This window comes from Haloechinothrix aidingensis, assembly GCF_013450155.1.
In the GTDB taxonomy this organism is placed as follows: Bacteria; Actinomycetota; Actinomycetes; order Mycobacteriales; family Pseudonocardiaceae; genus Haloechinothrix; species Haloechinothrix aidingensis.
Genome location: NZ_JACCKD010000002.1, coordinates 852,909 through 865,789 on the forward strand (window position 1 = coordinate 852,909; position 12,881 = coordinate 865,789).

Annotated in this window: 14 protein-coding genes, 1 tRNA gene and 1 pseudogene; 7 read left to right on the plus strand and 9 right to left on the minus strand. The window is 67.9% G+C overall.

Features of this window, described 5'->3' with window-relative positions:
* Positions 1-60 precede the first annotated feature (60 nt).
* Positions 61-201 (plus strand): annotated as a pseudogene (locus H0B56_RS23605) (FmdB family zinc ribbon protein); the annotation flags it as partial.
* Between the two features lie 14 nt (positions 202-215).
* Here the strand turns inward: H0B56_RS23605 and H0B56_RS23610 are convergent.
* Positions 216-452 (minus strand): hypothetical protein, encoded by a 237-nt coding sequence (locus H0B56_RS23610; protein ID WP_425484513.1) that lies wholly within the window; start codon positions 450-452, stop codon positions 216-218.
* A 200-nt stretch (positions 453-652) separates the two neighbouring features.
* On the opposite strand from H0B56_RS23610, the gene H0B56_RS08330 reads away from it, so the two are divergent.
* On the plus strand, positions 653-1,366 hold the full coding sequence (locus H0B56_RS08330) for an SAF domain-containing protein (protein ID WP_180892310.1): 714 nt from the start codon (positions 653-655) through the stop codon (positions 1,364-1,366).
* A gap of 59 nt (positions 1,367-1,425) precedes the next feature.
* Here H0B56_RS08330 and H0B56_RS08335 read toward each other — a convergent pair whose 3' ends face one another.
* From H0B56_RS08335 to H0B56_RS08355, 5 genes are all read right to left on the minus strand, one after another.
* On the minus strand, positions 1,426-1,929 hold the full coding sequence (locus H0B56_RS08335) for a MogA/MoaB family molybdenum cofactor biosynthesis protein (protein WP_180892311.1): 504 nt from the start codon (positions 1,927-1,929) through the stop codon (positions 1,426-1,428).
* 39 nt (positions 1,930-1,968) lie between these two features.
* Complete coding sequence (locus tag H0B56_RS08340) at positions 1,969-3,303, minus strand: S1C family serine protease (protein ID WP_180892312.1); 1,335 nt, start codon at positions 3,301-3,303, stop codon at positions 1,969-1,971.
* A 163-nt stretch (positions 3,304-3,466) separates the two neighbouring features.
* A complete protein-coding gene (locus tag H0B56_RS08345; RefSeq protein WP_180892313.1) occupies positions 3,467-4,879 on the minus strand; it encodes a sensor histidine kinase in 1,413 nt (470 codons plus the stop codon).
* Positions 4,876-5,571, minus strand: a complete 696-nt coding sequence (locus H0B56_RS08350; protein ID WP_180892314.1) for a response regulator transcription factor — start codon at positions 5,569-5,571, stop codon at positions 4,876-4,878. Before H0B56_RS08350 ends, H0B56_RS08345 begins: the two co-directional genes overlap by 4 nt.
* A gap of 94 nt (positions 5,572-5,665) precedes the next feature.
* On the minus strand, positions 5,666-6,316 hold the full coding sequence (locus tag H0B56_RS08355) for a response regulator (protein WP_180892315.1): 651 nt from the start codon (positions 6,314-6,316) through the stop codon (positions 5,666-5,668).
* Between the two features lie 162 nt (positions 6,317-6,478).
* Here H0B56_RS08355 and H0B56_RS08360 point away from each other — a divergent pair.
* Positions 6,479-6,551 (plus strand) — tRNA-Arg (locus tag H0B56_RS08360).
* Between the two features lie 90 nt (positions 6,552-6,641).
* On the plus strand, positions 6,642-8,387 hold the full coding sequence (locus H0B56_RS08365) for a tyrosine-type recombinase/integrase (protein WP_180892316.1): 1,746 nt from the start codon (positions 6,642-6,644) through the stop codon (positions 8,385-8,387).
* 334 nt (positions 8,388-8,721) lie between these two features.
* Here the strand turns inward: H0B56_RS08365 and H0B56_RS08370 are convergent, their stop codons facing one another.
* Entirely contained in the window at positions 8,722-9,441 is a 720-nt protein-coding gene (locus tag H0B56_RS08370; RefSeq protein ID WP_180892317.1) for a DUF4352 domain-containing protein, read from the minus strand.
* Between the two features lie 305 nt (positions 9,442-9,746).
* Between H0B56_RS08370 and H0B56_RS08375 the strand changes: the two genes are divergently transcribed.
* Entirely contained in the window at positions 9,747-10,334 is a 588-nt protein-coding gene (locus tag H0B56_RS08375) for an NUDIX domain-containing protein (protein WP_180892318.1), read from the plus strand.
* Here the strand turns inward: H0B56_RS08375 and H0B56_RS08380 are convergent.
* Positions 10,281-11,414, minus strand: a complete 1,134-nt coding sequence (locus tag H0B56_RS08380; protein ID WP_180892319.1) for an NsdA family TPR-like regulatory protein — start codon at positions 11,412-11,414, stop codon at positions 10,281-10,283. The genes H0B56_RS08375 and H0B56_RS08380 overlap by 54 nt on opposite strands.
* A 183-nt stretch (positions 11,415-11,597) precedes the next feature.
* Positions 11,598-11,987, minus strand: coding sequence for an XRE family transcriptional regulator (locus H0B56_RS08385; protein WP_180892320.1), 390 nt, complete (start codon positions 11,985-11,987; stop codon positions 11,598-11,600).
* A 166-nt stretch (positions 11,988-12,153) separates the two neighbouring features.
* Between H0B56_RS08385 and H0B56_RS08390 the strand changes: the two genes are divergently transcribed.
* Both H0B56_RS08390 and H0B56_RS08395 read left to right on the plus strand, forming a co-directional pair.
* Positions 12,154-12,435, plus strand: coding sequence for a helix-turn-helix domain-containing protein (locus H0B56_RS08390; protein ID WP_246360919.1), 282 nt, complete (start codon positions 12,154-12,156; stop codon positions 12,433-12,435).
* The gene (locus H0B56_RS08395; RefSeq protein WP_180892321.1) at positions 12,432-12,800 is read left to right on the plus strand and encodes a WhiB family transcriptional regulator; all 369 of its coding nucleotides are present in this window, start codon (positions 12,432-12,434) and stop codon (positions 12,798-12,800) included. Before H0B56_RS08390 ends, H0B56_RS08395 begins: the two co-directional genes overlap by 4 nt.
* Positions 12,801-12,881 lie beyond the last annotated feature (81 nt).

A 12,881-nucleotide genomic window follows, 5' to 3' on the forward strand; every position in this document is an offset into this window, starting at 1 on the left:
GATAGTATTTAGCACTCGACTAGTGCGAGTGCTAAACGAACCCAGCACGGAGGAGCGCACGTGCCCACGTACCAGTACGCATGTAAGGCATGCGATCACCAGTTCGAGACCGTTCAGTCGTTCTCCGAGCCCAGCCTGACCGACTGCCCGGAGTGCTCCGGTACGCTGCGGAAGCTGTTCGGCTCGGTCGGCGTGATCTTCAAGGGGAGCGGTTTCTACCGCAACGACTCCCGCTCGAGCTCCACCTCGAGCTCGGCGAGTAGCTCGTCCTCCTCGAACGGCGACAGCGCGGCGTCCGGCTCGTCCGACTCGTCCGGCTCCGCATCCGGATCCGAGTCTTCCTCCTCGGGTTCCTCCGACTCCTCCGACTCGTCCGGCACGTCGAGCACCTCCGACAGCTCCGGTAGCAGCTCAACGAGCTCGTCGTCCAGCAAGACCACGGCCGCGTCCACGTCCTGACTCGCCGGTCGAGGTAGGCGCCCACGCGCACCGCGCGGCTGGTATGCCGCACGTGCGCCCGGGAGGTTGTCCACACCACGGCCGCGTTCCACAACCGGACGCACATCCGCACCCCGCACGCTCCGGTTCGGCCTACGGTTCCCGGTGAACCGGGGGCGACCGCCCCGGGAGAGCCGATCGCTCCGGGGTGCCCATGTTCTCTGCCGACCACTCCGACCAGGCCACCACCTCGCCACGCGCCGCGTCGCTGCCCGCGCTCCTCCGGCGCCGGTTCCGGCGCCCGCGGCGACGCGGGCCGGGTGGCGGAGCGCCTCGGGCCGTTCAGGTGCGCCGCGCCCTCGCGGCGTCGCTGTTCGCGCTCGCCGCCGCGCTCGCGCTGGCTCCGACCGGGGCCGACGTCGCCGCCGAGCCGGTGCTGACCACCACAGCCGACCTGGCGTCCGGCAGCGAGCTGGAACCCGGTGACCTGCGTGTGACCACGATGCCCACCGACCTGGCCCCAGCAGGAGCGCTGGACTCGCCGGACGCCGCTGTGGGCAAGGTACTGTCCGGCGCTGCCCGGGCAGGGGAGCCGCTGACCGATGCCCGCCTCATCGAGGAGTACGGCGGCGAGCTCAGCGGGCACCCCGGCAAGACGGCCGTGCCCGTCCGGCTGTCCGACGCCGGGGTCGCCGAGCTGCTCCGTCCCGGTACCACAGTGGATGTCATCGCCCCCGGCACAGCCGAGCAGGACGGCCGGGTCGTCGCGGAGGAAGCCACCGTCCTCACCGTGCGAGCCGATACCGAGGATCGCCTGGACGGCCTCGGCGGTAGCGGCAGGCTCGTATTACTCGCCCTGGACCCCGGCACGGCCTCGGATGTGGCAGCCGTATCCCTGCACAGCCCCGTGACCGTGACGTTGCGCTGAATGACGCTTCCGGTCCGCGAGAGGGACGGAAAGCGTCATTCAGCGCACTCAGGGCGAGGTCAGTTCTCCTGGACGCGCCCGGCCAGCTCCTCGATCACGTGCGGAACGAGCGCGGACAGCGTCGCCATGCCGTCCCGCACGGCTGCGCGGGATCCAGCGAGGTTGACCACGAGCGTGCTGCCGGACACCCCGGCCAGGCCACGGGAGATCCCGGCGTCCACAGCGCCTGCTGCCAGTCCCGAGGAACGCAGTGCCTCCTCGATACCGGGGATCGGACGGTCGAGGACACCGTGCGTGGCATCCGGGGTCACATCTCGCGGTGACACGCCGGTGCCGCCCACGGTGATCACCAGGTCCGCGCCCCCGATCACGGCGGTGTTCAACGCGTTCCGGATCGCCACGTTCTCGGCATGCACCGTGACCGTGCCGTCCACGATGAACCCGGCTTCCTCCAGAAGCTCCGTGACAAGTGGACCAGTGGTGTCGTCCCGCTCACCATGAGCGACCCGGTCGTCCACCACGACCACGAGGGCACGACCGATCCGCTGCGCACTTCGTTCCATGGCGTCCACCGTAGCGGGTCGAGTCAGCATCCCATCTCCCTACTCACCCTCAGCGGGCTCTGCTCCGAGTGTCACCTCGAGGCTCGTGTCGTCCCCGATGGTCAAGGTCACCGTCTCCCCCGCCGCTCGCGTGCGGATCTCGGCGATCAGCGCGTCCGCGTCCGGGATCGGCCGGTCGTCGACCCGGGTGATCACGTCGCCCTCGTTCAGACCGGCCTTCTCGGCAGGCGTGTCCGGGAAGACCTCCCGGATGAGCGCACCGCCGTCGCGGGCGTCGGAGACACCGGCTCCGATATAGGTCTGCTTCGCCTGCCCGGTATCGATGATCTCCTCGGCGATACGCCGTGCCTGGTCGATCGGGATGGAGAACCCGATGCCGACGTTGCCTGCCTGCGAACCGCCGCCCGGCCCTTGCCGCGGGCTGTAGATCGCCGAGTTGATCCCGATGACGTTGCCCGACATGTCCGTCAGCGGTCCCCCCGAGTTGCCCGGGTTGATGGCGGCATCGGTCTGTATCGCGTTCAGCACGGTCTCCTGACCGCCCTCGCCGCCGCCCGCGCGCACCGGGCGGTCCATCGCGCTGATGATGCCCGCCGTCACGGTCCCGGACAGCGCGAACGGGGACCCGATGGCCACCACGTCCTGCCCCACGAGCAGGTCGTCGGACCGACCCAGCTCCACGGGGGTGAGCTCGCCTGCCCGCTTCGCCCGGATCACTGCGACGTCCGTGGTCGGATCGTGCCCGACCACGGTGGCGCTGGTCTGGCTGCCGTCATGGAAGTTCACCCGGATCCGGCCCTCCTCACCGCCAGGCGCCACGACGTGGCTGTTCGTCATGATGTAGCCGTCATCGCTGATCACGAAACCGGAGCCCTCCCCTGCCCGGCCCGAACCGGCGACCTGCAGCTGCACCACGCTCGGCGTGACCTCCTGGGCGACGGCCTCCACCGAGCCGTCCGGCGCGTCACCCGTCTGCTCGGCAGGCGGCGGCTCGTTCAGCGCGTTGGTTCCCCCACGGGGGCCGGTGTCCTCGGCGGTGACGTACCCGCCGATCGCGCCGCCCGCCGCCCCCGCCACGAGGGCGATCGTGGTCACCGCGACCAGCAACGCCTTGCTGTACCGGCGGCGGGCCTCCGGGTCGTCGGTCACGCCCCCCTGTGTGGGCGGCATCGGCTGCGTGCCCCCGTAAGGCGGGTAGCCGTAGCCGGACGGCGCACCCTGGTAGCCGGCCGCGTTCGCCTCCTGCCCCTGGCGCGACCACGGGTTCGGCGCGGCCGGCTGTCCATACCCACCGACGTACGGACGCTCGCCGGTCGGCCACGGGTGATCCGGACCGTACCGCTCGTCGCGCGCGTCCCGCTCGCTCTCGCTCATGTCACCACCCTGCGCCACTGCCCTGAGAACCGGCTGAGCCAGACCTGTGGCAGGACAACGAACTCGTAGTCGCACTCCAGTGTCCCTTGCCACCCTGGTGTGTCGCATGTCCGCAGGGCAACGGTCTGTGGGACACCGCGCGCCCGGACACGGCGCAAAGGCATCACTGCGGCGACCCCGGCAACCGCACGGTGAACAGGGCTCCACCTTCCGGCGCGCGCCCCGCGATCACCGAACCGCCGTGCCGCTGGACGGCCTGGTGCACGATCGCCAACCCGAGACCCGAGCCGGGCAGCGTACGTGCCTCCGAGGACCGGTAGAACCGGTCGAACACCTTCGGGAGGTCGGACACGGCGATGCCGGGACCGGCATCGGCCACCTCGAGGACCGCGCCGCCGTCGTCGCCCGCGAACAACCGCACCCGCACGACCCCCTGCTCCGGGGAGAACTTGACCGCGTTGTCCAGCAGGTTGAGGACGGCACGTTCCAGCACGTTGGGGTCACCGGTGAGCACCCAGGGCTGCAGGGCGACGTCGAACCGCACGTCGCCCGCCCGCCTGCGTGCCCGTTCCAACGCGCGCTCCACCACCTCGACCAGGTCGACCCGCTCCTGCCGGGCGTGCGGGTTGTCCGCCCCCGCCAGCAACGACAGGTCCCCGATGAGCTGGGTCAGCTCGTCGAGCTGCGCGCGAATGTCGTTCTCGACCTCGCGCTGGTCCTCGGAGGACAGGTCCGGAGCGTCGGCCTTGCCCGCGGCGAGCAGCAACTCCAGGTTGGTACGCAACGAGGTCAACGGCGTGCGCAGCTCGTGCCCGGCGTCGGCGACCAGCCTGCGCTGCCGCTGCTGCGCGTCGGCGACGGCGGCGAGCATGGTGTTGAAGCTGTGTGTCAGGCGCGCCAGCTCGTCGTCACCGGACACCGGGATGGGTCGCAGGTCACCGGTGTTGGCGACACGCTCGGTCGCGGCGGTCAGCCGCTCGACCGGGCGCAGCCCACCCCGCGCCACGGCGGTGCCGGCCAGCGCTGCCACCACGATCCCGGCGCCGCTGACGACGAACAGCACGACCGCGAGCGCGCCGAGGCTGCGCCGGGTGTCCTCGAGCGACTGCGCGACCACGAGGGCGACGCCGTCCGCGTACTCGTACGGCACGCTCAGCACACGCATGTCGCTGTCGTCGTCGGTGCGGATGGAGCGCGACGCGGTGCCCGCCGCCACCCGCGTCTCCGGGCTGCCCACCGGGGGGCCACCCACCGGGTGGCGCAGCAGCGACTCACCCCTGGCGTCCACCAGGTCGAACTGCACGTCCGCCAGGCGGAACAGGTAGCCGGGGATCTTGGCGCCCCCCGTCTCGATCACGTTGCGGTCGTTGAGCACGCTACTCGCCCGCGCCACGAGGGCTTCGTCGACCTTGTCGTAGAGGCTGCCCCGCACGGTCATGTACGCCCCGAGCGAGACCAGCGCGACGGCGACTGCGACGCAGAGCGCGGCCAGTGTCGCCACTCGCGCGCGCAGTGACCAGCGACGCTTCCGGTCCTCGGCGGGCACGCCATCCGCGGCCTGGCCGGGCTCGGTCATGGAGGTGTCTCCCGGAGCACGTAGCCGACGCCGCGGACGGTGTGGATCAGCCGTGGCTCACCGTCGGCCTCGGTCTTGCGCCGCAGGTAGCCGATATAGACCTCGAGGGCGTTGCCGGAGGTCGGGAAGTCGTAGCCCCAGACCTCCTCCAGGATGCGGCTGCGCGTGAGCACCCGCTTCGGGTTGAGCATCAGCAGTTCCAGCAGCGCGAACTCGGTGCGGGTCAGGCTGATCGCGCGCTCGGCCCGCCGCACCTCCCTGGTGGCCGGGTCCAGCGAGAGGTCGGCGAAACTCAGCGGCTTGGAGTTCTCGCTTGTGGTGTCCTCCTCCGCGCTCGCCCTGCGCAACAGCGCGCGGAGCCTCGCGAGCAGCTCCTCGAGCGCGAACGGCTTCGGCAGGTAGTCGTCCGCACCGGCATCCAGCCCGGAGACGCGGTCGGACACGGTGTCCCGTGCGGTCAGCACCAGGATCGGCAGGTCATCGCCGCTGCTGCGCAGCCTGCGTGCGACCTCGAGGCCGTCGAGCCTCGGCATCATCACGTCCAGCACCATCGCGTCCGGCCGGTTCGCGGTGACCGCGTCGAGCGCGGTGGTGCCGTCCCCCGCGAGCTCCACGGTGTAGCCGTTGAACTCGAGGGACCGGCGCAACGACTCGCGGACCGCCCTGTCGTCGTCGACAACAAGAATGCGCATGCACACAGTGTTGCGCGTACGACTGAGCTCCGCCTGAGAGGTGCACTGAATGATGCTGTCAGCTCGTCTCGTGGACTGAAAGCGTCATTCAGCGTTACACGACCATGCCGCTGCGGTAGGCGAGCAGGGCCGCCTGCACCCGGTTGGCCGCGCCGATCTTGGCGAGGACGGACGAGACGTAGCCCTTCACCGTCGCTTCGGAGAGGAAGAGCGTCGAGCCGATCTCGGAGTTGGACAGGCCCTGCGCTATCAGCGTGACGACCTCACGCTCACGCTCGGACAGCGAGTCGAGCAGCTCCCGCGCGGGTTCGGCAGCACGCTGCCCGTCCCGTCGCGTGCGCAGCATCCGCGCGGCCACCCCCGGGTCGATGACGGCGCCCCCGTGCGCCAGGTCACGGATCGCCTGCGCGAGCGAGGCAGGTTTGATGTCCTTGAGCAGGAATCCGTTGGCGCCACTGTTGAGGGCCCTGCTCACGTAGTCGTCGACGTCGAAGGTGGTCAGCATCGCCACCGTGGGAGGCTCCGGCGCGGCGAGGATCTCCGTCAGCGCCTCGATGCCGTCGTCCTCCGCCCCCATCTTGATATCCAGCAGCACGACATCCGGCCGTCTCCGGCGTACGACGTCCACAGCTGTCTGCCCATCGATAGCTTCACCCACAACGGTGATGTCGCTCGCCCCGGCCAGCATGGCGCGCAGCCCGGAACGCACAAGCTCCTCGTCGTCGGCGTACACCACTTTGATCACAGTTGCCCTCCGAAATGCCGGGCGGGATCGCCGCCTGTCGTGCACTGAAGGTTACCCACTGGTAGGGAACTCGCAATGCGGAACACTACGTACTTTGTCGCCAGCTATCGAGCCCTCGTGCCGAGACGCCGCCCGAACCAGATAGGCTGTCAGGCAAGTCATGCCCTCGTAGCTCAGGGGATAGAGCAACCGCCTCCTAAGCGGTAGGTCGCAGGTTCGAATCCTGCCGAGGGCGCCCATCTGACCAGCAATGACAGGTGCGCCCGAGCGCGCTCCGCCCGGTTCGTGGAATCAAACGTGGTGCGAGGTCCCGTATACTCGCACCATGGCGCGGGCCAAGGACTCGAATCAGCGAGCGCGCGGATCGGTAGAGACACTGCCGAGCGGTGCGCTCCGCGCCAAGGTGTATGCGGGCATCGACCCGATCTCGGGGAAGCGTCACTACCTCACACGGACCGTGCCTGCCGGGCCGGACGCCGAAGACGAGGTCGCGAAGGCGCTCACCAGCCTCCAAAACGACGTCGACGAGCAACGGAACCCGCGTACCAAGGCGACGGTCAGCCAACTGCTGGACAGGTACCTGAACGTCACCAACGTCGACCCCGCCACGATGCGCGGCTTTATGGGCTACTACAAAGGCCACATCAAGCCGCTGCTCGGCGATACTCAGGTGGGCAAGATCGACGCGCACGTGCTCGATTCGTTCTACGCGGAGCTACGCCGATGCCGATTCCACTGCGACGGCAGGAAACGGGTGGACCACTGGACCGGAAAGCGCCACGAGTGCAAGCCTCTTGCCCAGTCGACGATCCGGCGAATTCACTTCCTGCTCAGTGGCGCGTTCAAGCGCGCCATGCGCTGGGGCTGGATCACCAGCAATCCCGCGACCACCGCAGAGCCGCCACCAGAGCCTCAGCCGAACCCACAACCACCAACTCCGCAGGAAGCCGCACGGATCCTTACCGAGGCCGGAGACGATCCGGACTGGGCCACGCTGATCTGGCTCGCGATGACCACCGGTGCACGTCGCGGTGAGCTGTGCGCGCTGCACTGGCGCAACGTAGACCTGACCACTGACACGATCTCCGTACAACGGAGCATCGACCAGGACGGAGCGGAGATCAGGGAAAAGGACACCAAGTCTCACCAGCATCGGCGGATCGCGCTCGACCCGGCAACCACGGTGGTCATGACCGAGCACAAGACGCGGTGCGAGGAACGCGCGACCACTCTCGGCGTAACGCTGGACCCGGACGGGTATGTGTTCTCGCTCGACCCGGATGGCAGCACCCCGATGAAACCGGACACGGTGACTCAGCGATACAGACGGCTCGCCGAGCGGATCGGCATCGCGACCACGTTTCACAAGCTGCGGCATTACTCCGCGACCGAACTCATCGCCGCCGGCGTCGACGCACGCACTGTCGGTGGTCGGCTCGGCCACTCCGGAGGCGGCTCAACGACACTGCGCACCTACTCGGCATGGGTCGCCGAGTCCGACCAACGCGCTGCGTCGACCCTCGCCGGACGCATGCCCGCGCGACCATCTGCCAGCGTCAATCCCGTCGAACGCGCCAAGATCAACCCGCGAGCCCCGTACGAGAAGATCGCTGTCGCCATCCGGCGCCACATCCTCGACGGCACCCTCCAACCAGGCGACCCCGCTCCTACTCAGAAGGAAATCGCCGAGAAGCACCACACCTCCCTCGGAACCGCCAACCGTGTCGTCGAGCTACTCAAAGCCTGGAAGCTCGTCGACACCAGCCGTGGACGGCGCGCCGTTGTCCTTGAACAATCGGACGACACCGCAGCGCAAGGAGCTTCGTCTCCTGAGGGCGAAGACCTGGATCAGACTAGCTCTGACCTACTCGATCTGCGGCTAATCCGCTTCGGCGAGACCGTTCGCGAATTCACGGCCGAAGCCGACCCAACGAACCCCGACGAACTTCGTCGGCTGCTTACCAACGCCGCTCGACGTCACGGCGGAAAAGATTCCAACTATGGCGAGTACGAGCTTGAAATACGCAGGGCAGGCTCGAACGAAATCGTGTCGTGCTTCGCGGCCGAGTAGTACGCCATTACCATTACAGTGGCTCCGGCAGACGGGATTATTGTTACTGAACTACCCCTGACGGCTTGGCGGTCTCCGCTTCGTTCCACAGGTCCATCCGGTTAGAACCCAGCCGGATGGACCTGATAAGTGGCGCTAACCTGCGGACGAATATGTGCCCAGATTGCCGGTATTAACCGTGGTTGACCAAGGCATGTTGTTGGTATGTTGCTGCAGAGTGATGCATTTCAGCGTTCGGGGGCCATATCGCCCCGGATGCTCCGAAGACCTGGGAATCGGGCGGATCGTGGAGCTCCGAACCTGCCCATGTTCACTTGTGGGTGGTTTCCGTCGGTTATGGCGCGGTGACGGCCCATTCTGTTCCGTCCGTGTCAACCAACCCGACCTTGGTAACCGATGTTGCCTCGGGTAGGGCGAAAGCGATCCTGACGTCGATTGTGGCGCCGGGCTCGAGGGACTCGAGCATTGTTGCGGAGTCGGCCAGTTGATGTGTGCCCTGGGTGCTGGCGCGGTACTGCTCGCCCTCGGCGTAGACAGTTTGCGCGGTCTTATCAAAGACTTGGTCGGTGCCGCCGGGGTTGGTCAGTTCGTAGGTCACGATCCGGTAGGTGCCTGATTCTGGGCCGGACGGCTCCCGCATGTCTTCCGGGGCGGAGCTGACGTCGGTGACGGTGACATCCACATTGCCCACTCGGACCGTGTCCCCTAGTTGGGCCGGTTCGGTCGCCGAGTCGGTGCCGGCCTCGCCCGTCTCGGAGCCGCTCGTGCCCATCAGGGTCGCGGTCAGCAACGTCAGCACACCCAGGGCCGCCCCGATAACGGCGACGTCGCGGCGGCCACCCGAGTGCTGCCGGCGCGCGCTGCTCCAGCCGAGCGCACCGCAGACGATCGCAGCCAGCGCCAGCAGCACCGTCAGAACCATCAATGCATCGGTCAAGGCACCCACCAAGCCGAGCAGCCCGAGCACCACACTGGCAACGCCCCAGGTCAGGAACCTCGTGATAGCAGACCGAGCGCGGCGTTGCCCTGCGGTGGCGTGGGGGTCGTTCGACATAGGGGGAGGATAACGTTGCGACAACGCGTGTGCACACCATCGGCGCTGCCGTAGGTGCTCGGACTCGGTCGCTGACCTCAACGCACTGTTTCAACACACGCACGTGATGTGGAGACAAGCGAACTGAGGCTTGCCCCGGCAAGTAATCACCGGCCACACGAGCGATAAGCACGACGCTCACCTCTTCGGCTCCTAGTTGCCCATGTGATCAGCGAATTGCCGAGTGTGCCTGCTCCTTGCTGTCCCCTAGTGAATGTTGTGATCGGGTGCTTGTAAGGGTCCGGCGTATCCGTACGCTGACCGTCGTGACTGATGAGCAGGCCTCGTGGCAGACGTTCGGTGAGCGGTCGATCTATGACAGTCGGTGGGTGCGGCTGGGGCTGACGGATGTGCAGGCGCCGAATGGCCAGCGGTGGGAGTATCACGTTGTTCACCTGCATCGGATCGCGATCGCGTTGATCGTGGATGAGCGGGATCGGGCGTTGATGCTGTGGCGGTATCGCTTCGTGACGGGCCAGTGGGGGTATGAGCTGCTGGGGGGTCTGGTTGAGGATGGTGAGGAGCCTGCGGCTACGGCCGCGCGGGAGGCCGCTGAGGAAAGTGGCTGGCGGCCGTTGGGTGAGCCGGAGCCTCTGATTGGGTTCGAGCCGTTGCCGGGACAGGTCACGGCCCCGGTGGATGTGTACCTGTGGCGGGGTGCCGAGCGGATCGGGGATCCGACCGATACCGAGGAGGTGGGGGATCTGGAGTGGGTGCCGTTGGCTCGGGTGCCTGAGCTGGCGCAGCGGCAAGAGTTGCTGGGGTCGGGGGCGTTGGTGCCGTTGTTGTACTACCTGGCCTCACGGGGCCTGGCGTCTGCTGGTGGGCAGGATGAGGCTGGCGAGTCGGCGTAGTTGGCGGTCGGATTTGATCTGGTGGGCGAGCCTGCGGGCTTGCCGGGCGTAGTCGTACGCGCTGGCGCGGTCTCCTGCGGCAGCATGGGCGTAGGCGAGATCGACGAGCATGCCGGTTCGGGCGCGGGTGAAGTCAGCGGGTAGCCGGGGCAAGGCGTCGCTGAGCTGGTCGATCGCCTCGGTCTCGCCGAGCCTGGCCAGGGCGTGGCCGCGCCACCGGTCGAGGTGGGCACCGCCGAGAAACAGGAACGGCAGCGCCGGGTCTACGGGCTCGGCAGGGAGTAGTGTCGCGGCGGCGTCGAAGGCGCGCAGCGCTGCCTCACGCTCGCCTGCGGCGGCGAGCCCTTCACCGTGGGCGGCGGCCAGCCAGGCGCGCAGCAGGGCGGGTGCTGTGTGCCCGGCGAGCGCCCGGGCGTGGGCGAGTTGGTCGACGGCGGTGCTGGGCTCGTCGAGGTCGATGAGGATGAAGGCTTGCTGTGCGGTGGCGTGGGCCAGCAGCTCGGGGGACTCGGCTTCGCGGGCGGCGGTTTTGGCGGTTTCGTGGTGCATCCAGGCTTGCCGGACGGCGTTGCGGTCGAGTGATTCCCACCCGGCCAGGGCGGATGCCTCGGCGAGCACGGCGGCGAGTTGCTCACGCGCGCCCCGGGCAGGGCTAAACCCCAGCAGTCCCTCGACTTGGCTGATGTGGCTACGGAGCTGGTCGAGCAGGGTGACGGCGCCGAACTTGCGGTCGAGGTAGCGCGCCTGATCGACCTGGCGGCGAAACAGCTCGACGGTGGCACCGTCGACGCTGCGGGCGATGGCGATGCGGTCGAGCAGTTCCTCATTATCGGCGTCGTCGTCTTCGGGTGGGAAGCCGAGTTCGTCGTTGGTGCGGCCGTAGATCTCGCGGAACAAGCGTCGGTAGGGCTGGCTGACCGCCTCGTGCCCGTTTTCCCAGCGGGAGAGTTTGACCTTGAGGCTGGCCTCGGTCATGACGGGAATGCCTCGTGCCTCGGCGCGGGCGAGCAGCATCCGGACAACCGCGCTCGCCGAGTAGCCGAGCTGTGTGCGCACGCCTTGCAGCTTGGTCGCAACCATTAGCCACACCACCCCCGATAACGGCTGTGACCAGGCGAATTAATTGGACTTAATGCCGCTGGGGTTAACCGCCGCCATCTACTGAAATCCGCTGTCGTCGCGTGTGCTGAAGGCATGAACTCACACAGCACCACCCCCGAAGCCGGGGCACGCGAACACAACAGCTCCCCCATCATCAGATCGCTACGGCGATTCTCGGCGTCCGAGCGCGTCGACGACCGAGGCGATGTGCGCATCCACCGCGTCGAGCCGCTCCGTGATGCCGTCCAACCGGTCGTCGATCGCATCCAGCCGCGCCAGGACTTTGTCGGTGGTTTCGTCCCCCGTCTGGCCGGGCTCCAATGGCTTCTGTCCACGCAGGATCGACCACAGGTGCTCGGGGTGCCACTCCAGTGCCAGCGAGAGCGCTTCGAGCGTACGTCTGCTGCGGCGGCGCTCGACGGTCTGGTGCTGGATCTCGCGCACGATCGCTTGCGAGACGCCAGAGCGTTCGGCCAGTTCGCGTTGCCGCAATCCCAGCTCGTTGACGCGCTCGTTGATCGCTCGCGCGACCGCCGACCAATTCTCAGTCACCTATTCCTCCGTGCTCCGCCTGCCCTGCGAGGTTAACGCGCCTGGTTAATCCCGCGGCGCCAATCCGCGGAAGCGTCGCGCATTCGGAGCATGCCTGCACAATTGGACGCTGAAATCAGCTTTTATTCACACTGAAATCAATTCATTCGACGCTAAGGAATCCTTCATGAGTACCGCTATGTCTGGAGCCGGTTCGCCGGCCTTCTACACCGTTGCCGAGGCTGCTGAGTTGCTGCGGGTCAATCCGAGGACGCTGTATCGGGCGATCCGCGAAGACGCGTTCCCGGCTGTGCGGATCCGGTCGCGCTATGTCGTCCCGGCCGCTGCGTTGGAACAGCTCATCGCGGAGGTGGCCGCCTCGGGTGGGTGTGTGGATCCGGCTCGGTTGATCGCCGAGCGGCGCACCGCCCGCGAGCTGGACGCCCGTCTCGGGGGTGAGGCCCGATGAACCGGGATCACGTCGACGCGTTGGTGTTCAAGCTGGCCAAGTTCCGGCACGTGCCGGATGAGGTGTTGGCCGAGGTCGTCACCCGCGACGGGTTGTGCTTCTGGGTGTTCGACCGCGACGAGATCCCCGAGCTGTCCGGGGACGAGGACGCGGATCGGGCACTGGCCACCTGGCTGTGCGCCGGGTGCCCGGTCATGGACGAGTGCCTGGAACTGGAGCTGCGCGCGGGCGGGGCCCACACGGTCGGCGTGTGGGGCGGCATGGCTGATCAGGATCGCCGCGCGCTGTATCCGATCTGGCGCTGGCACCGCGACCACCCACCCAGCGACGACGAGGACGAGTGGAACGGGGGTGAACCGGCATGACGGTGGATCTCACGCCGATCGAGGTGCTGGCCGGGGTGGGCGTGCTGCTGGCGCTGATCCTGGTGTGGCGCGCGGGCTCGC

What these genes read in the sequence shown, in the direction of transcription:
- H0B56_RS08345 (WP_180892313.1), bottom strand. Translation starts at nt 4,879, where the DNA reads ATGACCGAGCCCGGCCAGGCCGCGGATGGCGTGCCCGCCGAGGACCGG.
- H0B56_RS08390 (WP_246360919.1), top strand. Translation starts at nt 12,154, where the DNA reads ATGAGTACCGCTATGTCTGGAGCCGGTTCGCCGGCCTTCTACACCGTT.
- H0B56_RS08395 (WP_180892321.1), top strand. Translation starts at nt 12,432, where the DNA reads ATGAACCGGGATCACGTCGACGCGTTGGTGTTCAAGCTGGCCAAGTTC.
- H0B56_RS08380 (WP_180892319.1), bottom strand. Translation starts at nt 11,414, where the DNA reads ATGGTTGCGACCAAGCTGCAAGGCGTGCGCACACAGCTCGGCTACTCG.
- H0B56_RS08335 (WP_180892311.1), bottom strand. Translation starts at nt 1,929, where the DNA reads ATGGAACGAAGTGCGCAGCGGATCGGTCGTGCCCTCGTGGTCGTGGTG.
- H0B56_RS08365 (WP_180892316.1), top strand. Translation starts at nt 6,642, where the DNA reads ATGGCGCGGGCCAAGGACTCGAATCAGCGAGCGCGCGGATCGGTAGAG.
- H0B56_RS08340 (WP_180892312.1), bottom strand. Translation starts at nt 3,303, where the DNA reads ATGAGCGAGAGCGAGCGGGACGCGCGCGACGAGCGGTACGGTCCGGAT.
- H0B56_RS08370 (WP_180892317.1), bottom strand. Translation starts at nt 9,441, where the DNA reads ATGTCGAACGACCCCCACGCCACCGCAGGGCAACGCCGCGCTCGGTCT.
- H0B56_RS08330 (WP_180892310.1), top strand. Translation starts at nt 653, where the DNA reads ATGTTCTCTGCCGACCACTCCGACCAGGCCACCACCTCGCCACGCGCC.
- H0B56_RS08350 (WP_180892314.1), bottom strand. Translation starts at nt 5,571, where the DNA reads ATGCGCATTCTTGTTGTCGACGACGACAGGGCGGTCCGCGAGTCGTTG.